The organism is Pseudomonas mendocina (assembly GCF_900636545.1).
Lineage (GTDB): Bacteria > Pseudomonadota > Gammaproteobacteria > Pseudomonadales > Pseudomonadaceae > Aquipseudomonas > Aquipseudomonas mendocina.
This window is the reverse complement of the sequence record NZ_LR134290.1, coordinates 222638-239920: the sequence shown is the minus strand read 5'-3', so window position 1 is coordinate 239920 and position 17283 is coordinate 222638. Positions and strand designations below refer to the sequence as shown.

General features: G+C 63.0%; 18 protein-coding genes. 9 read left to right on the top strand and 9 right to left on the bottom strand.

The genetic code is table 11. The features are described 5' to 3' along the window. Positions 1–20: 20 nt before the first annotated feature. The 9 genes from EL191_RS01120 to EL191_RS01080 all read left to right on the top strand — a co-directional run bounded on the left by EL191_RS01120 (position 21) and on the right by EL191_RS01080 (position 9707). On the top strand, positions 21–419 hold the full coding sequence (locus tag EL191_RS01120) for a heme-binding protein (RefSeq protein WP_041975923.1): 399 nt from the start codon (positions 21–23) through the stop codon (positions 417–419). Between the two features lie 127 nt (positions 420–546). Next, positions 547–2724 (top strand): malate synthase G, encoded by a 2178-nt coding sequence (locus EL191_RS01115; RefSeq protein ID WP_041975921.1) that lies wholly within the window; start codon positions 547–549, stop codon positions 2722–2724. Between the two features lie 252 nt (positions 2725–2976). Then, a complete protein-coding gene (locus EL191_RS01110; protein WP_013713367.1) occupies positions 2977–4677 on the top strand; it encodes an L-lactate permease in 1701 nt (566 codons plus the stop codon). A gap of 133 nt (positions 4678–4810) precedes the next feature. After that, complete coding sequence (locus EL191_RS01105) at positions 4811–4978, top strand: rubredoxin (RefSeq protein WP_003242223.1); 168 nt, start codon at positions 4811–4813, stop codon at positions 4976–4978. A gap of 237 nt (positions 4979–5215) precedes the next feature. Next, positions 5216–6055 carry a lateral flagellin LafA gene (gene lafA / locus EL191_RS01100; RefSeq protein ID WP_013713366.1) on the top strand — a complete coding sequence of 280 codons (840 nt, stop codon included), beginning with the start codon at positions 5216–5218 and terminating at the stop codon, positions 6053–6055. A 139-nt stretch (positions 6056–6194) separates the two neighbouring features. Further along, the gene (lafA, locus tag EL191_RS01095) at positions 6195–7031 is read left to right on the top strand and encodes a lateral flagellin LafA (protein WP_041975917.1); all 837 of its coding nucleotides are present in this window, start codon (positions 6195–6197) and stop codon (positions 7029–7031) included. A gap of 139 nt (positions 7032–7170) precedes the next feature. Continuing rightward, on the top strand, positions 7171–8082 hold the full coding sequence (gene lafA / locus EL191_RS01090) for a lateral flagellin LafA (RefSeq protein ID WP_041975915.1): 912 nt from the start codon (positions 7171–7173) through the stop codon (positions 8080–8082). A gap of 324 nt (positions 8083–8406) precedes the next feature. Next, complete coding sequence (locus EL191_RS01085; RefSeq protein WP_013713365.1) at positions 8407–9243, top strand: winged helix-turn-helix domain-containing protein; 837 nt, start codon at positions 8407–8409, stop codon at positions 9241–9243. Continuing rightward, on the top strand, positions 9240–9707 hold the full coding sequence (locus EL191_RS01080) for a hypothetical protein (RefSeq protein WP_041975912.1): 468 nt from the start codon (positions 9240–9242) through the stop codon (positions 9705–9707). The genes EL191_RS01085 and EL191_RS01080 overlap by 4 nt, the downstream gene beginning before the upstream one ends. Before the next feature lie 18 nt (positions 9708–9725). Here EL191_RS01080 and EL191_RS01075 read toward each other — a convergent pair whose 3' ends face one another. The 9 genes from EL191_RS01075 to EL191_RS01035 form a co-directional block, all read right to left on the bottom strand. Continuing rightward, a complete protein-coding gene (locus EL191_RS01075; RefSeq protein WP_013713363.1) occupies positions 9726–10667 on the bottom strand; it encodes a flagellar motor protein MotB in 942 nt (313 codons plus the stop codon). Next, entirely contained in the window at positions 10664–11536 is an 873-nt protein-coding gene (gene motA, locus EL191_RS01070) for a flagellar motor stator protein MotA (RefSeq protein ID WP_013713362.1), read from the bottom strand. The genes EL191_RS01075 and motA overlap by 4 nt, the downstream gene beginning before the upstream one ends. 1 nt (position 11537) lies before the next feature. Beyond that, on the bottom strand, positions 11538–12272 hold the full coding sequence (locus EL191_RS01065) for a FliA/WhiG family RNA polymerase sigma factor (RefSeq protein WP_041975910.1): 735 nt from the start codon (positions 12270–12272) through the stop codon (positions 11538–11540). Between the two features lie 41 nt (positions 12273–12313). Then, positions 12314–12790 (bottom strand): flagellar basal body-associated FliL family protein, encoded by a 477-nt coding sequence (locus EL191_RS01060; RefSeq protein WP_017361135.1) that lies wholly within the window; start codon positions 12788–12790, stop codon positions 12314–12316. Between the two features lie 27 nt (positions 12791–12817). Next, a complete protein-coding gene (locus tag EL191_RS01055; protein WP_041975907.1) occupies positions 12818–13906 on the bottom strand; it encodes a flagellar hook-length control protein FliK in 1089 nt (362 codons plus the stop codon). 3 nt (positions 13907–13909) lie between these two features. Continuing rightward, the gene (locus EL191_RS01050; RefSeq protein ID WP_017361133.1) at positions 13910–14227 is read right to left on the bottom strand and encodes a hypothetical protein; all 318 of its coding nucleotides are present in this window, start codon (positions 14225–14227) and stop codon (positions 13910–13912) included. Next, positions 14211–14609 carry a flagellar export chaperone FliS gene (gene fliS, locus EL191_RS01045; RefSeq protein WP_013713357.1) on the bottom strand — a complete coding sequence of 133 codons (399 nt, stop codon included), beginning with the start codon at positions 14607–14609 and terminating at the stop codon, positions 14211–14213. The genes EL191_RS01050 and fliS overlap by 17 nt, the downstream gene beginning before the upstream one ends. Then, positions 14609–15904 (bottom strand): flagellar filament capping protein FliD, encoded by a 1296-nt coding sequence (fliD, locus tag EL191_RS01040; RefSeq protein WP_041975905.1) that lies wholly within the window; start codon positions 15902–15904, stop codon positions 14609–14611. The genes fliS and fliD overlap by 1 nt, the downstream gene beginning before the upstream one ends. A gap of 458 nt (positions 15905–16362) precedes the next feature. Continuing rightward, positions 16363–17259 (bottom strand): peptidoglycan DD-metalloendopeptidase family protein, encoded by an 897-nt coding sequence (locus EL191_RS01035; RefSeq protein ID WP_013713355.1) that lies wholly within the window; start codon positions 17257–17259, stop codon positions 16363–16365. Between the last annotated feature and the right edge of the window lie 24 nt (positions 17260–17283).

Genomic DNA, 17283 nt, shown 5'->3' with positions numbered 1-17283 from the left:
CCAAGAACACGAGGTATGCCATGCAACATAAAGCCGTACTCAGCCAGAGCGAAGCCAGCCAGATCCTCCAGGCGGCCCGCAGCGAAGCGCAGCAACAGGGCTGGGCCGTGGCCATCGCCGTGGTCGACGACGGCGGTCATCCGCTGGCCCTGGAGCGCCTCGATGGCTGTGCACCCATCGGCGCCTACATCGCCACCGAGAAGGCTCGCAGCGCCGCCATCGGCCGCCGCGAAACTAAGGGCTACGAGGACATGGTCAACGGCGGTCGCACCGCCTTCGTCAGCGCGCCACTGATCACCTCGCTGGAGGGCGGTGTACCCGTGCTGGTGGACGGCCAGGTGGTCGGTGCCGTCGGCGTGTCCGGGGTCAAGGCCGAACAGGATGCGCAAGTGGCCAAGGCGGGTATTGCGGCCCTTTAAACATGCGGCGCAGCCGCCAACTGATGACCTTCTCCCTCTGGGAGAAGGTGTCACGAAGTGACGGAAGAGGGTTCCAACAGACAACGACTGGCCCCTCTAGCAAGCGATTAGACAGGAGAACAGCAACATGACCGAACGCGTGCAATGTCAGCGCCTGCAAGTGGCCGCCGAGCTCAAGCAATTCATCGAAAGCGAGGTGCTGCCCGGCAGCGGTGTCGAAGCCAATGCCTTCTGGAGCGGTTTCGATGCGCTGGTGCACGACCTGGCGCCACGCAATCGTGCGTTGCTGGCCGAGCGTGACCGCCTGCAGAGCGAGCTGGATAGCTGGCACCGCGCCAACCCCGGGCCGATCACTGACATGAACGCCTACCGCGCCTTCCTCGGCTCCATCGGCTATCTGCTGCCGCAGCCGGAGCAGGTCAAGGCGACCACCGCCAATGTCGACAGCGAGATCGCCACCCAGGCCGGCCCACAGCTGGTCGTGCCGGTGATGAATGCGCGTTATGCGCTGAACGCCGCCAACGCCCGTTGGGGCTCGTTGTATGACGCCCTATACGGCACCGATGCCATCAGCGAAGAAGGTGGCGCCAGCAAAGGCCCAGGCTATAACGAAGTGCGCGGCGCCAAGGTGATCGCCTTCGCCCGCTCATTCCTCGACCAGGCCGCCCCACTGGCCCAGGGCTCGCACGCAGATGCCAGTGCCTATGCCGTGGTCGCCGGCCAACTGCAGGTAACCCTGAGCAGCGGCGCGCAGACTTCGCTGGCGCAACCGGAGAAGTTCGTCGGTTTCCAGGGCGAGGCTGCCACGCCGAGCGCCGTGCTGCTGAAGAACAACGGCCTGCACTTCGAGATCCAGATCGACGCGGGTAGCCCCATCGGCCGTACCGACGCCGCCGGAGTGAAGGACGTGCTGATGGAGGCGGCGCTGTCGACCATCATGGACTGCGAGGACTCCGTGGCTGCCGTCGACGCCGCCGACAAGGTGGTGGTCTACCGCAACTGGCTGGGCCTGATGAAGGGTGACCTGGCCGAGGACCTGGACAAGGGCGGCAAGCGCATCACCCGCCGTCTCAATGCGGATCGCGTCTACACCGCAGCCGATGGCGGCGAACTGACCCTGCACGGTCGTTCATTGCTGTTCATCCGCAACGTCGGCCACCTGATGAGCAACCCGGCGATCATCGACGGTGAAGGCTTGGAAATTCCCGAGGGCATCCTCGATGCGGTGGTCACTAGCCTGATCGCCCTGCATGACCTCAAGCGCCGCGGTAACTCGCGCACCGGCAGCGTCTATATCGTCAAACCGAAGATGCACGGGCCGTTCGAAGTGGCCTTCGCCAACGAACTGTTCGGTCGCGTCGAGCAACTGCTGGGCATGCCGGCCAATACCCTGAAAATGGGCATCATGGACGAGGAGCGGCGCACCAGCGTCAACCTCAAGGCCTGCATCGAGGCCGCCAGCGCGCGCGTGGCCTTCATCAACACCGGCTTTCTCGACCGCACCGGCGACGAGATGCACACCGCCATGGAAGCCGGCGCGATGCTGCGCAAGGGCGACATGAAATCCAGTGCCTGGATTCAGGCCTACGAGCGTAACAACGTGCTGGTAGGCCTGGCCTGCGGCCTGCGCGGCAAGGCGCAGATCGGCAAGGGCATGTGGGCCATGCCGGATCTGATGGCCGCCATGCTCGAACAGAAGATCGGCCACCCGAAAGCCGGCGCCAACACCGCCTGGGTGCCGTCGCCGACCGCAGCCGTGCTGCACGCCCTGCACTATCACCAGATCGACGTGCAGGCGGTGCAGAGCGAGCTGGAGTTGATCGACCTGGCCAGCCAGCGCGACAGCCTGCTCAACGATCTGCTCAGCGTGCCGGTCAGCGCCGAGCGGCCGTGGAGCGCCAGCGATATCCAGCAGGAGCTGGACAACAACTGCCAGGGCATCCTCGGTTACGTGGTGCGCTGGGTCGAGCAGGGTGTCGGCTGCTCCAAGGTGCCGGACATCCACAACGTCGGCCTGATGGAAGACCGCGCCACCCTGCGCATCTCCGCCCAACATATCGCCAACTGGCTGCACCACGGTGTGGTCAGCGAGGCCCAGGTGCGCGAGACGCTGCAGCGCATGGCCCGCGTGGTCGACGGGCAGAACGCCGGCGATCCGGCCTACCGCCCGATGGCGCCGAACTTCGAGCAGTCCCATGCCTTCCGCGCTGCCAGTGACTTGGTGTTCAAGGGCCGCGAGCAGCCGTCCGGCTATACCGAGCCGCTGCTGCATGCCTGGCGACTGCGTTTCAAGCAGGAGGCCTAAGTAATGTGGGAGGGGCTTTAGCCGCGACAAACCAACTACAAAAAGCTCGCGGCTAAAGCCCCTCCCACTGAGCAGTAACAAGCCCTGACGGTTTCTAGCCGTCGGGGCTTTCGAGCATGAGCGCGGCGATGGGTGATCCCTGCCGTCGCGGCTCGCGGAAAGGCCGGCGCCGTAGTGCCCGGCTCTTCCAGATGCGTGGCGCCGGGTATCCCCGGAAAACTGTGGTTCACAAGAAAAAGAAGGAACCAACCCATGAGTCAAACGCTGCTGTCCATCCTGGCCTTCGTGCCACTGGTACTGGCGGGTGTACTGCTGATCGGCTTTCGCTGGCCGGCCAAGTACGCGATGCCGCTGGTGTTCGTCCTCACCGCCCTGATCGGCCTGCTGGCCTGGGACATGTCCCTCAACCGGGTCATTGCCTCCAGCTTGCAGGGGCTGATTCTCACGGCCTCGATCCTGTGGATCATCTTCGGCGCTATCCTGCTGCTGAACACCCTCAAGCACTCTGGTGGCATCGCGGCGATTCGCCGGGGTTTCTCCAACATCAGCCCGGACCGCCGCGTGCAGGCGCTGATCGTCGCCTGGCTGTTTGGCTGCTTCATCGAGGGCGCCTCCGGCTTCGGCACCCCGGCCGCAGTGGCCGCACCGCTGCTGGTGGCACTGGGCTTCCCGGCACTGGCTGCGGTGGTACTGGGGATGATGGTGCAATCCACACCGGTGTCGTTCGGTGCGGTGGGTACGCCGATCCTGGTGGGCGTCGGCGCCGGTCTGGACAGAACCGGCATCACCGAGCAATTGGCGGCTACCGGCAGCACTTGGGAAACCTTCTTCCACCTGATCTATTCACGCGTGGCCATCACCCACGGCCTGATCGGCCTGCTGATGCCGCTGATCATGGTGATGATCATGACCCGCTTCTTCGGCAAGAATCAGAGCTGGAAGGAAGGCCTGGCCATCGCGCCGTTCGCTATCTTCACCGCCTTCGCCTTCTCCCTGCCGTACATGGCGGCCGGCGTGTTCCTCGGCCCGGAATTCCCCTCGATGATCGGCGCCCTGGTCGGCCTGGCCATCGTGGTACCGGCAGCCAAGGCCGGCTTTCTGCTGCCCAAGGACACCTGGGACTTCGCCGATGCCAAGGACTGGCCGTCCGACTGGATGGGCAAGATCGAAATGAAACTGGAAGAGGTGGCCGGCAAGGCGCCGATTTCGGTACCCATGGCGTGGGCGCCCTACCTGCTGCTGGCGGTGTTCCTGGTGATCTCGCGCACCTTCCCCGAGGTGAAAGCGGCACTGATGAGCTTTACCTTCGGCTGGAAGGACATCCTCGGTGAGACCGGCGTGTCCGGCACCATCGAGCCGCTGTACCTGCCGGGTGGCATCCTGTGCATGGTGGTGCTGGTGACCTTCTTCCTGCATCGCATGCGCTTCTCCGAACTGAAGGCGGCGGTGGGCGAGTCGAGCAAGACCCTGCTCGGTGCGGGCTTCGTGCTGATCTTCACCATCCCCATGGTGCGTATCCTGATCAACTCCGGGGTCAACGGCAGCGACCTGGTGTCGATGCCGGTGGCCATGGCGCAACTGGTGGCCGACAGCGTTGGTGGCGTGTATCCGTTCTTCGCACCGGCCGTGGGCGCACTGGGCGCCTTCATCGCCGGCTCCAACACTGTGTCCAACCTGATGCTGTCGCAGTTCCAGCTCAATGCAGCCGAGCTGATCGGCGTGTCCGGGGCGATGATGGTGGCAGTGCAGTCGGTCGGTGCAGCGGCGGGCAACATGATCGCCATTCACAACGTGGTGGCGGCTTCGGCGACCGTCGGCCTGCTCGGGCGCGAAGGCATCACCCTGCGCAAGACCATTCTGCCGACGCTGTACTACCTGGCCGTAGCCGGCGTGATCGCGCTGGTGACGATGTATGGCATGGCGCTGACCGACCCGCTGATGGCCGCTCGCTAACGCGACACGGGTCGTCTATCGCACGACCCGACTTTGGTTGGCCCCCGGCTGGCGACGATTGCCGCCAGCCGGCTTGGCGCATCCGTGCAATTGCGGTAGCGTGCCGGCACCGTGAGATTCACCCGAGGTCGATATGAAGAAGTGGCAATGCGTGGTCTGTGGACTGATTTACGACGAGAGCCAGGGCTGGCCGGATGACGGCATCGCCCCCGGCACCCGCTGGGAAGACGTGCCGGAAGACTGGCTGTGCCCCGACTGCGGCGTCGGCAAGATGGATTTCGAGATGATCGAAATCGGCTGATCCAGCCCTGGCAATACGACAACGGCGACCTTCGGGTCGCCGTTTTCATTACTGCCCCGCCCCCACCGCCGCACCCACATTTTTCAACGAATGGCCAAGGCCCGTACCAAAACTCCACCGCAGCCCAGGAAAAACATCCGCGCCATTTAATCAGTGTCAAAGGCCGGTCGCCCTTCACCTTCAGCAGGCAATCACAGCCAGCTTCATTCCGCGCTCACCGCACGAAGGATTACGATCATGGCCTTGTCGATTCACACCAACTACTCCTCCCTGGTCACTCAGACCAACCTGGGCAAAACCAACAACGCCCTGGGCACCAACCAACAGCGCCTGGGCACCGGTCTGCGCATCAACAGCGCCGCCGATGACGCCGCCGGCCTGCAGATCGCCACCCGCCTCAACGCTCAGTCGCGCGGCATGGACGTGGCCATGCGCAACACCGGTGACTCCATCTCCCTGCTGCAAACCGCCGAAGGCGCCTTCAGCGAGATGACCGACATCATGCAACGCATGAAGGACCTGGCCACTCAAGCCGCGAACGACACCAACAGCGACGACGACCGTACTTCGCTGAAGGCCGAGTACGACGAACTGGGCAACGAGCTGACCAACATCATCAGCAACACCAAGTACGCAGGCGAAGCCCTGTTCGCGGCCGGTGGCAAGCTGACCGCTGCAATGACCTTTCAGATCGGCTCCAGCAGCGCCGAAACCTTGTCGTTCAACGCCACCGCCAACCTCACCGCCGTCACCGGTGCGATCACTACCATCAAGGCAGAGACCCTCGATGACGCCACCAATGCCGGTAGCGCCATGGACGAGCTGGAAACCGCTCTGGACGCCGTGGGCACCCTGCGTTCGCAGCTGGGCGCCAACATCAACCGCCTGAATCACACCGCCAACAACCTGGCCAACATGAAGGACAACACCGACATGGCCAAGGGGCGCATCATGGACGCCGACTTCGCCAAGGAAAGCGCCAACATGACCAAGAACAGCATGCTGATGCAGTCCGGCATCTCCATGCTCAAGCAAGCCGGCCAGATGCCCGGCATGGTCATGTCCCTGCTGGGCTGATCACAGGCCGCGACAGCGCAAGGGATTGCGCCACTCCCATTTCACGATTGAACACCTGCGCCCTTAAGGCATTCACCAAGACGGTCGCCCTGTTACTACAGCACCGCTTCCAGGCGTTCACGCACGAAGGATTACGATCATGGCTCTCTCGATTCATACCAACTACTCCTCGCTGGTAACCCAGACCAACCTGGGCAAAACCAACAATGCTCTGGGTACCAACCAACAGCGCCTGGGCACCGGCCTGCGCATCAACAGCGCCGCCGACGATGCCGCCGGCCTGCAGATCGCCACCCGCCTCAACGCCCAGTCGCGCGGCATGGACGTGGCCATGCGCAACACCGGCGATGCCATCTCCCTGCTGCAAACCGCTGAAGGTGCGTTCAACGAAACCACCGACATCCTGCAGCGCATGAAGGACCTGGCCACCCAGGCCGCGAACGACACCAACTCCGCTGACGACCGCACCTCCCTGCAGTCGGAATTCGACGAGCTGGCAAAAGAAATCACCAACATCTTCAACAACACCAAATACGCAGGCGAAAACCTGTTCACCGGCAAGCTCGCCGCCGCGGTCAGCTTCCAAATTGGCTCCAGCTCGGCAGAAACCCTGAGCTTCGACGTCAGCACCGATCTGGGCACCCTGGACACCACGCTCAATACCGACGTGGCCGCCCTGACCCTCGACACTGCAGCCAACGCCGGTGCCGCGATGACCGCGCTGGAAGGCGCGCTGGACGATGTCGGTGCGATGCGTGCCAGTTTCGGTGCCAACATCAATCGCCTGAACCACACCGCCAACAACCTGGCCAACATGAAGGACAACACCGACATGGCCAAGGGGCGCATCATGGACGCCGACTTCGCCAAGGAAAGCGCCAACATGACCAAGAACAGCATGCTGATGCAGTCCGGCATCTCCATGCTCAAGCAAGCCGGCCAGATGCCCGGCATGGTCATGTCCCTGCTGGGCTGATCACAAGCCGCGACGGCGCAAGGGACTGCGCCACTCCCATTTCACGATTGAACGCCTGCGCCCTTAAGGCATTCACCAAGACGGTCGCCCTGTTACTACAGCACCGCTTCCAGGCGTTCACGCACGAAGGATTACGATCATGGCTCTCTCGATTCATACCAACTACTCCTCGCTGGTAACCCAGACCAACCTGGGCAAGACCAACAACGCCCTGGGCACCAACCAACAGCGCCTGGGCACCGGCCTGCGCATCAACAGCGCCGCCGACGATGCCGCCGGCCTGCAGATCGCCACCCGTCTCAACGCCCAGTCGCGCGGCATGGACGTGGCCATGCGCAACACCGGCGATGCCATCTCCCTGCTGCAGACCGCCGAAGGCGCCTTCAGCGAGATGACCGACATCGTCCAGCGCATGAAGGATCTGGCCACTCAGGCTTCCAACGCCACCAACAGCGGCGCTGACCTGATCGCTCTGCAGAACGAGTACGACGAACTCGGCAAGGAAATGGCCAACATCGTCAAGAACACCAAGTACGCTGGCGAGAATCTGTTCAGTAACGGCACCACCGTCGACGGCTCCAACGGCAAGCTGTCCGCTGCGGTGAACTTCCAGATCGGCTCCAGCTCCGCCGAGACCCTGGAACTGGACGTCAGCGGCAAACTGACCGCTCTGGGCACCTCCCTGGCGGCGATTTCCGATACCTACACCACCGCCGGCACCCCGGGTACCGAGTTGGCCACCACTCAGGATCCGACCACTGCGGTCAACACCAACGCCAACGCGATGATCGACACCCTGAGCGACGCACTGGACGACATCGGCGCGCTGCGTGCCAGCTTCGGTGCCAACATCAATCGCCTGAACCACACCGCCAACAACCTGGCCAACATGAAGGACAACACCGACATGGCCAAGGGGCGCATCATGGACGCCGACTTCGCCAAGGAAAGCGCCAACATGACCAAGAACAGCATGCTGATGCAGTCCGGCATCTCCATGCTCAAACAAGCCGGCCAGATGCCCGGCATGGTCATGTCCCTGCTGGGCTGATCTCGCGTCATCCAGGCGCAACGGATTGCGCCCCCCTCTTACGCCCCGCATCGCCGGGGCGTTTCTCATTCCCGCAAAACTCCCCCCGCCGTCACGTTTTTCAACCGTCACGAAGCGATGACATGATGTTCGTCGTCTGGCGATTCTCGGCAATCTGCTTTACTTCAGCGGCGAACTGACAGGTATTTCCTTGGCAGACTGCCCTCGCGAAGCAGGCGCTGGTTGGCACAAGACTTGCCACTCCGATTTCATGACGCCAGAATGCCGACCGTTTGCTCCTCAGAAAATTCCCCGCTCGGAAGTTCCGCTCATCTCTAGGACCGTATGAATACCAGCACGGAGACTTTGGCCAGCGAGCCGGGAAGCAACATCACCTGCCTGATCATCAGGACCGGGCGGCCTGACTGTTACGCACATTTCTATCCCGCGCTCTATCAGCTGACCTTGGTCAAGGACGGCATCGAGGAGAAGATCGACCTGGGCTACTCCGGCAGCCGCCTGCTCGAGCGCCTGCTGCAGGAACCCGGCGATGTGGTATCGCGCGAAGAGCTGATGAACCACGCCTGGGCAGACCGGGTCGTAGGCCAGGGCAGCCTCAACCAGCAGATCTACACCCTGCGCCAGATACTGGGCGACGAGAAAAACCGGGAAATCATCCAGACCCTGCCGCGCCGCGGCTATCTGCTCAACCCCAACTACCTGGTCGAGCCGCCAAGCATCGACGACACTGGCACCGTCAGCGAAACGCTAGATACACCGGCAGCGCAACCCGCCTTTCTACAGCGCCATAGTCGCCAACGAACATCCTGGCTGATCCTGCTGAGCATTTTCAGCATCATCGGTCTCACCTTGTTCGCGGCGCTGTATCACATCAGCCAGCCCAAGGACCTGCTCAGCAGCGAAATGAACCTGGGCTCGCTACACGTCCACTACATCGATCATGACTCGCAGCGCCTGCAGCAGCTGATTTTGCAAACACACGGGCTGACCAGCCGGCTTGCGGTGCTGGCCAGCAAACCGGCAACCCTGGTGCTACGCCTGCATAGCGGTTTCTATGAGCTGCTGTGCCTGCAGCCCAACGGCGGCGCTCGCTCGCTGATGATGCACGAAAGCCAACTGGATCAGGTCGCCGACACCCAGCTGAGCAGGTGTCTGCCATGAGCAAGAGCAAGCAGTGCGGGATCAGCGGCGGCTGGTTGCTGATCATGTTCGTCACGGCCGTGGGCATGCTCCTGGGCATGCTGGCCCTGTGGTTGAGCTTCATATCCAGCGCCGAACTCGATGGTCGCTATCGGTCCACCGGCCAGGTGCAGTTGAGCAATGGGCAGGTGCTGGACATCAGCCACAGTCTGCAGGTAAGCAACGGCCGCTTCTATGCCATGACCCGTCAGGGCGCCAGTATTCTGGAGACCTCGGGCGTGGTCGACTATGGCTTCCTCGGTAACTACCGCCTGCGCGTCGAGGACGGCCAGGTCACCGGGCTGGCCAGCGAGATCGACGACGAACTGGTGTTCAATCTGCTCTACGGCCGCCACAAGGGCTCGACCATTCGCCTGACCAGTCTCGACGGCTGCCTTTATGCGCTGGAGACCCGACAGGTCTACTGCCAGGTCCGCAATCCGTAGACCAAGAGACCTCATCGCTCAGGATTCCGGCACGCTGAGCTTCACGCCTTCGGCACGGACCTCCGCCCGCACCTGAGCCTCGCCGAACAACTCGCGATACAGGCCTTCGGCCTGGCTGGTAAGCAACAGCAGCTCGATACGGCGATTGGCCCCATTCTCCGGATCGTTCGGCAGCAGCGGCATGCCGTCTGCCTGCGCGGCAACCTGCAGCACGTTGCCGGTCGGCAGGCCCGCCTCGACCAGCACGTTGCGCGCACGCAGCGCACGGTCGCCGGAGAGGTTCCAGTTGTTGTAGCCACCGACCACGCCACGATAGGGCATGGAGTCGGTGTGGCCGCTGATGATCAGATGGTTTTCCACACGCCCCAGAATGCCGGCGAGACGCCGCAGCAGGGTTTCGAAGTGTGGATTCAGGTGGGAGCTGCCGCGGTTGAACATGAAACGCTGCGCATCGTCCTTGATCAGGATGCGCAAGCCCTGCGGTACCACCTGCACTTCGATGTTGGCCTCGGCATCCAGCTGCAGGGCCAGCTCTTTCATCAGTTTGGCCAGCTCCTGCATCTGCAGCGGCTCGGCGAAATGCGGTCGACGCGGCTCCCCCGGCAGCCCCTCGCCCAGGGCCGCACCGGGATCTTCCTGGGGCGTGCGCGCGCGATTCTCTGGATCGCGGCGCGGGGCGACCTGCACCGGCACACCATCGAGATCCAGCGGCGTGGTGCTGGTGCCATCGAAGATGCCGGCACCACCATCGACCAGCGGATTGTTCAGCATGTCGGCGTTGGCGCGGCTGGCGTCCTGGGTCTGCGGCTGGATGATCCACAGCACCATGAACAGCGCCATCATGGCCATGGTGAAATCGGCGAAGGCCACCTTCCAGGCACCGCCATGCTCGTCGTGGCCGCCCTTCTTGCCACGCCGCTTGATGATGATTTCGTGGCCGTCACCGCCGCGCGGTTTCATGCGGCATCCCTTTCATCTTCGTAACGGTTGACCCAGATTTCCAGCTGCTTGAACGCCGGTTTGACGTCCTGCTCGATCAGCTTGCGCCCGGCATCCACCGCCAGCAGCGTAGGCTTGCCGGCGACGTGGGCGACCAGGGTGGTACGCACGCACTCAAGCGCAGACATCTCGGTCTTGATGCGCTGGCCCATCGCACTCGACAACGGCTCCATCACGCAATAGCACATGAAGATGCCGAGGAAGGTGCCGACCAGTGCCGCCGCCACGTGGGCACCGATCTCGGCCACCGAGCCGCCGATGTTGCCCATGGTGATGACGATACCGAGGATCGCCGCGAGGATGCCGAAGCCCGGCATGGCCTCGCCGATCTTGTGCAGCGAGCGCGAAGGCTGCATCAGCACGTGCTCCATGGCCTCCAGCTCCTGCTCGAGGAAGCCTTCCAGTTCATGCGCGCTGATCTTGCCCATGGCCATCAGACGGAAGTTGTCGGCGATGAAGGCCATCAGGTTCTTCTCCTGACGGATCAGCGGGTACTTGGCGAACAGGTCGCTCTGCTCCGGCTCCTCGATATGCGCATCGAGTACCTTGAGGCCGCCCACGTCGACCATTTCCAGCAGTTCATAGAGCATCATCAGCAGTTGGCGCTGGAACTCCTCGCCACGCTTCTTGTAGACGAACACACCCTTGATCTGGTGCAGCATCTCCAGCAGCACGTCCTTGGGGTTGGCCACCACCAGCGCGCCAAAACCGGCGCCGACGATGATGATCACTTCGGCCGGCTGCCAGAGCATCGCCAGCTCGCCATGGGCCATGACGTAGCCTCCGAGCACGCAGGCGACGATGATCAATGCACCTAATAACTTCTGCACCCTAGCCTCTCTCGTTCAGGTAACGGCTGGCCTTGGCAATCGCCTGCTTGCTCAACTGGCAGACGCGCGCGTCGCTCAGCTCCAGCACCAGGGCGATTTCCTTGAGGCTCAGCTCGTGTTGGTAGTAAAGGGTCAGCACCAGACGCTCGCGTTCGCTGAGCTGGCTCAGCGCCTGGGTCAGCAAACGCTCCTTGAGCACCCGCTCTTCGACCGCGCTGCCGCCACAGGCGAAGCCCTCATGGCCGTTCTGCAGCAGTTCATCGAGGCTTTCGATGGCTTCGCAGGCGTCGGCCTGGAGAAACTCCTGGTATTCCTTGGCGTTTATCCCGGCCGCCTGAAGAATCTCCTCCTCCTGCGGCACACGCCCCAGTTGCCGAGCCAGCTGGCGAATGGCATCGCGGATCTTGTGCGTCTGCTGACGCACCTGACGCGGCCGCCAGTCCTGGCGACGCAGTTCATCGAGGATCGCGCCACGTATGCGCAACGCGGCGAAACGCCCGAACTGCTCGTCCGGCGTACCGTAGCGACGCAGGCATTCGAGCAGCCCCATCAGACCGATCTGCTCCATGTCCTCGCGGTCGAGCACCTGGTTGGCCTGCAGCGCCAGCTGGCTGACGATGCGCTTGACCAGCGGCAGGTACTGCAACAGCCACTTCTGCTCGGCCCCTGGGGCGAACAGCGCGGCACCGCCCTGTTCAGCGGCGTAGCGGTAGTCGATGGCGCAGTTGGCGTTCATGGATATTCGGCTCCGGTTCCAGCGCAGTCGCGTGCAGCGCCCTACTGGACGATCAGCTTGCTGACCAACACGTTGGCGAAGGGCATCGCCAGCTTCTTGCTGGCGAAATCATCTGACAGCACCCGTTCCAGGGCGCCCTGCAGCTCGGGAATGGGCATGCCGCGCAACTTCTCGAAGGTCATCGAGGACAGATACGCCACCACCGAATTACGCACCATGGGATCGATCTGCTCGAGCTTCTTAGGATCGGTTTCCAGATCGGCCTGCAGCACCAGGTCCAGGACGAAGTAATGTTCGCGGGTCTCGCCCTGCAGGCTGACGATGACTTTCTCGATGGGGAAGAAGCGGTATTCGCTCGGGGTCTCCTGCTCTTCGCTGCCTGCGTTGTCGGCGGAAATACCGAGCACGGGCTGGCCGCTCTGCATAGACTTGAGCGTGGCGTAGTTGAAGATGGTGCCGCCGATCACCACCAGGGTGTTGAAGATAACCAGCAGCAGGAGGGCGCGCGGCATTGTCATGACTGATCTCGATTCACTAACGGGAAATTAAACGGTGACCAGCACATCGCTGGACGATTTCGCAGCGCCAGGCTCGCCGCCGACCGGCAACGCGGCGGCGGCAGCCACCTCGTCCTCGATACGCCAGGCCTGAGCCTGCGCCTGTTGCTGCTGGCGGCCACCCTGAGCATCAGCGGACACCTGCACGTTGACCTGCACGAAGTTCTGCCCCACCAGTTCCTGGCGCAGGCGCTCGCTGGTCTGCTGTAGCAGGCGCGCCACATCGGCATTGGCCGCGGACAGCTGCACACTGAGGCGCCCGGACTCGTGGCTGAGGAAAATCTCCAGGCTGCCCAGCTCCGGCGGATCGAGGCGGATGGTGGCGTTCTGAATGCGCTGATTGATCTGCAGATCGACATGCTCACGCAGGCTGGCCAGCATCTGCTCGCCCCACTGCGCCTGCGGTGCATGCAACTTGAGCGGACGCTCAGCGGCCAGCGGCGCAGTAGGGGCCGAAGTGGAGGTAGCAGTGCCCGGCGTCGCCTTGTCGCTGTCCGTGGTGCCGCTCGGCAGGCGCTCGGTGACCCTCGCCTCGATGACTTCATCCATCACCAGTGGCGAGGCAGCCGTCGGCGCGACCTCGGCGGCCATCAGAGGCCTCGCCGCTGCCACGGGTTCTGCGACTGCCGATGGCGACTGGCTGAGCACCGCAGCATTGGCGGCGCGCGACGTATCCGCCGGCAGTTGCTGCTCACGAGGCGGTGTTGGCGTCTGGCTAATAACCGCTGCAGGCAACGCGGCAGTCTGCTCGACTGGCTCGGCCTGCTCCTCACGTACTTGCGGGTCCTGCTCTGCCTCCGGCGCTTCACGCGCCTCGATGCGCACGGCCTGTTGCCCCAGCACACTGGCCAGCCACTGCTCGGCATCCGCCTCGCTGACGTGGATGGCCTCGGGCGTGATGCTTGCAGTGTGCAACGCTTGCACATCAGCAGCGGCGAAGCCCTGCACGGCCATCTGCTGATCGAACGACCGGGTCGCATCATCGGCGCTGCCCGCCTGGGCGAAACCCGACGGCAGCGTTTGCTCAGCGGAGCCGCTCGAGCTAAGCCGAGCATTGGCATTGATCAGTTGCAGCACCCTTTATCTCCCGGCTTGGTACAGGTCGACGCGCATGTAAGCGCTACGCCCTTCGGCGTACTCCAGATGCGTCAGCAACAACCGACGCACCCGCTCGCATTCCTCTGCGCAGGCGATGCGTGCCTGCTCGTGCAGCTTTCGCAGCTGCTCCTTGGCCTCAAGCACCTCATCGCTGACGCTCGGCAACCCGGCCAGCAGTTGCAGGCAGGAGCGGATCACCGAATCGATCTCGCCGATCCGCGTCCAGTCGCCTTGCTCCAACGCCTCTGCCAACTGGGCGTGCAGTTGCTGCAGCGCGCGCAGTTCACTTGTGCGTTGCATTCACGCCTTCCCAGCCCTCGCGCAACACACCGAGGAGCCCGACCACTTCGTCCAGGCCTTCCAGCGACAGGCTGACGCTGACGTCGGAGAGGCGATAGATGCAGTAGTCGTAAAGCCGCGCCAGCCCCTGCACCAGCTCGCCGCCGTTCTCGTAATCAAGGGCGCCATTGAGGCCGTTGAGAATGTTCAGACACTTCTCCAGAGACTGGCCCTTCTGCTGGTACCGCTTGGCCTCGATGTGGCCGCGGGCGCGCGCCAGCTCATCGAGCAGGCCGTCGAACAGCACCAGTACCAGCTCGTATGGCGAGGCGGCGGCGGCACGCGCCTCGAGATCCACGGTGCGGTAGCTGTCGTAACTTTCGTTGAGGTTGTAGGCACTCATCAGAACATTCCGTAGGTCTGCTCCATCGCCGCCATGGTCTGCATGAGACCGGTGTACTGGCGGAGATAGCGGGCGTAGTAGGAGTCATACTGCTTCTGGATAGTGTCGAGCTGTTGATCGACACGGCGCAGCTGGGTATTGAGGGTGTCCTTGCGGTTGGTCAGCAGGCCGCCGGCGCTGCTGGTGTAGGCCGCCAGGTTCTTGTCCAGGGTATCGAGCAGGTTGCCCTTGTCGGTGAAGAGCTTTTCGAAGCCTTCCGGGTTAGCTGCCACTGCCTTTTCAAAGCGAGCGTTGTCGATGGTCAGCTTGCCGTTGCGATCAGCGGTGATGCCAAACTCGGTGAGGCTCGCACCGCCAAAGGATGTACGCACCAACTGGTTGAGCATGCCCTCGATGGCTCGCACGCTGGCATCACCGGCCAAGGCACCGCGACCGCCGCTCTCGCCACCGCTGGCAGTGAGCGAGTCGAAACTGGTCATCAACGCGTTGAAGGCGGTGACGAAGGTCTGCGCCTTCTCCTTGGTGGCCTTCTGATCCTGGCCGACTTCCATGGTCAGCGGTGTATCGCCGCTCTTGTGCGCCTTGTTGAAGGTCAGGCTGACACCATCGATGACGTTATCGAAAGTGTTGCTGGTGCTGGTCAGCTCGATGCCGCCCTCGCCGCCAAGGCGGACGATGGCGTCCTTGGCCACGGACAGCTCCTGACGCCCACTCACCGCGCCCTCGAAAGCGGTGTTGCCGCTGGCATTCAGGCTGATGGCCTGGTCGGCGCCGGTCTTCTCGCTGGTGAGCACCAGGTTGACCTGGCCATTGCTGCGCACCAGCGTCGCCTTCACCCCCTCGTTGTCGGCGGCGCTGTTGATGGCCTTGGCCAGTTCGTCGAGCGTCGCAACGGAGCTGAGATCAATGTTGAACGAGCCACTGCCCAGGCCAATGGTCAGGCTACCGCTACCGAGATTACCGTCCTGCAGACCTTGCAGGGCAACCTGGCTTTTACTGGCCAGTTGCTGGACGAAGAAATCGTAACTGCCGGCCACCGCCTTGCTGCTCACCGTAGCGGTGGCATAGCTCTCCTGGCTGAAACTGGCGCTGTTGACCAACATGCTGCTGCCGGCCAGCTTGAGACCGCTGGCAGCACTCTTGAAAGTCTTCAGCGCTGTATCCAGGGCGGTCAAGGCAGATAGCTGCGCCTTGTATGCCGCCTGGTTACGGTTGGCCTTGGCCAGTTGGCCCTGAACTTCATACTGGGCCAGCTGGGTCGCCATGCTTTGAACGTAATCTGAATCGATAGCCATAGTCGGACACCCGTTTTCCTGTGAGATAGCAATAGCGGTGCCAACAGCTGAAACCCTTGATATAGAAGGGTTTAGGCGTTCCGCCAGGTGAAAGATCCTTTCCGCTCGCCGGGTGGCTAACGACAGGCGGAAGGCCGACTTCCGCCCGCGTCGCGCAGAAGGCGGACGTGCTTCTTACACAGACGACACAGCGGCGCCCTGGCTTAAGTGAAATGCGGGGAAATCAGTGCAGTAATGGCCTGAGCAGAGAGATGCCGCGAGGCGCGGGAAGGCATTGAGGAAGGAGCTGCAACCGCGATCTGTAGGAGCGGCTTCAGCCGCGATACGGCGGACAACACTGCAAACCCTGATCGCGGATAAATCCGCTCCTACAGGCAGGGAAGAGCGCATCGAACCGTGGGAGGGGCTTCAGCCCGCGACCTGGGCAAGCGCAGCTAAAACCTTCCAACACCTGCCGCTTACTCGCCGCCGACCGCGAAGTTGGGCAGGCTGTTGACCGGCTGACGGAAGTTGAAGGGGATGGACTCGACCGCCAGCCCCACATTGCGCTGCACGACGAAGTGCAGGTGCGGGCCGGTACTGTTGCCGGTGTTGCCCGAGCGCGCCAGCAGGCTGCCGGTTTCCACGCGCTGGCCCTCGCGCACGCTGACCGATCCCTTCATCAGGTGCAGGTAGACTCCCATGGTGCCGTCGTCGTGAAGGATGCGCACGAAGTTGCCGGCAGGGTTGTTGCCTCGGCCGCTCTGCTGGTTCTCGGTCTTCACTACCACGCCGCTGCGCGCAGCGACGATGGGCGTGCCCTCGGGCATGGCGATATCCACCGCGTAACGGCCCTTGGCTGTGAAGTGGCTATAGGTGCCATTGGCGCCCTGGGTCTGACGGAAAGGGCCGCCGCGCCAGGGCAGCGGGTAACGATGGATGCTCGGCTGCAGGCGTGGATCGCCGAGGGCATAACGCAGCTTCGGTTTGTAGCGCAGCGGTTTCGATGCATCCTGTGCGGTGAGCGTAGCCAGGCGGATGTTGCTGCGTGGCGGCAGTACCCAACGAATCGGCTTGTCCGGCGCGCCGACGGCGTTCTGAACCTGCTCCAGCTTCAGCTCGATTTCCACCGGGGCATAGAGGTCGTTGCGAATCAGCAGGGTTTCACCGGCTTCGTGCTTCTTGGTCTCCAGCTTCACCTGGTTGTCCAGGCGCTCGACCATGCGATCGTTGAACACGAACACCTGCGCGCCAGGCGCGGCCTGGTCGCTATAGGTCACCACGCCGTTCTTGTCGACGTACTTGTAGATGGTCAGCGCAGCGGCCTGGCCGCAAAAGACCAGCAGACTGCAGAAAATGATCAGACGCCCTAGCATAACGACTCGGATCTTATGGCTTTT

Bases quoted from the DNA above. Each gene is read 5' to 3' on its own strand.
- EL191_RS01120 (WP_041975923.1), top strand. From the start codon at position 21: ATGCAACATAAAGCCGTACTCAGCCAGAGCGAAGCCAGCCAGATCCTC.
- EL191_RS01115 (WP_041975921.1), top strand. From the start codon at position 547: ATGACCGAACGCGTGCAATGTCAGCGCCTGCAAGTGGCCGCCGAGCTC.
- EL191_RS01110 (WP_013713367.1), top strand. From the start codon at position 2,977: ATGAGTCAAACGCTGCTGTCCATCCTGGCCTTCGTGCCACTGGTACTG.
- EL191_RS01105 (WP_003242223.1), top strand. From the start codon at position 4,811: ATGAAGAAGTGGCAATGCGTGGTCTGTGGACTGATTTACGACGAGAGC.
- lafA (WP_013713366.1), top strand. From the start codon at position 5,216: ATGGCCTTGTCGATTCACACCAACTACTCCTCCCTGGTCACTCAGACC.
- lafA (WP_041975917.1), top strand. From the start codon at position 6,195: ATGGCTCTCTCGATTCATACCAACTACTCCTCGCTGGTAACCCAGACC.
- lafA (WP_041975915.1), top strand. From the start codon at position 7,171: ATGGCTCTCTCGATTCATACCAACTACTCCTCGCTGGTAACCCAGACC.
- EL191_RS01085 (WP_013713365.1), top strand. From the start codon at position 8,407: ATGAATACCAGCACGGAGACTTTGGCCAGCGAGCCGGGAAGCAACATC.
- EL191_RS01080 (WP_041975912.1), top strand. From the start codon at position 9,240: ATGAGCAAGAGCAAGCAGTGCGGGATCAGCGGCGGCTGGTTGCTGATC.
- EL191_RS01075 (WP_013713363.1), bottom strand. From the start codon at position 10,667: ATGAAACCGCGCGGCGGTGACGGCCACGAAATCATCATCAAGCGGCGT.
- EL191_RS01065 (WP_041975910.1), bottom strand. From the start codon at position 12,272: ATGAACGCCAACTGCGCCATCGACTACCGCTACGCCGCTGAACAGGGC.
- EL191_RS01060 (WP_017361135.1), bottom strand. From the start codon at position 12,790: ATGACAATGCCGCGCGCCCTCCTGCTGCTGGTTATCTTCAACACCCTG.
- EL191_RS01050 (WP_017361133.1), bottom strand. From the start codon at position 14,227: ATGCAACGCACAAGTGAACTGCGCGCGCTGCAGCAACTGCACGCCCAG.
- fliS (WP_013713357.1), bottom strand. From the start codon at position 14,609: ATGAGTGCCTACAACCTCAACGAAAGTTACGACAGCTACCGCACCGTG.
- fliD (WP_041975905.1), bottom strand. From the start codon at position 15,904: ATGGCTATCGATTCAGATTACGTTCAAAGCATGGCGACCCAGCTGGCC.
- EL191_RS01035 (WP_013713355.1), bottom strand. From the start codon at position 17,259: ATGCTAGGGCGTCTGATCATTTTCTGCAGTCTGCTGGTCTTTTGCGGC.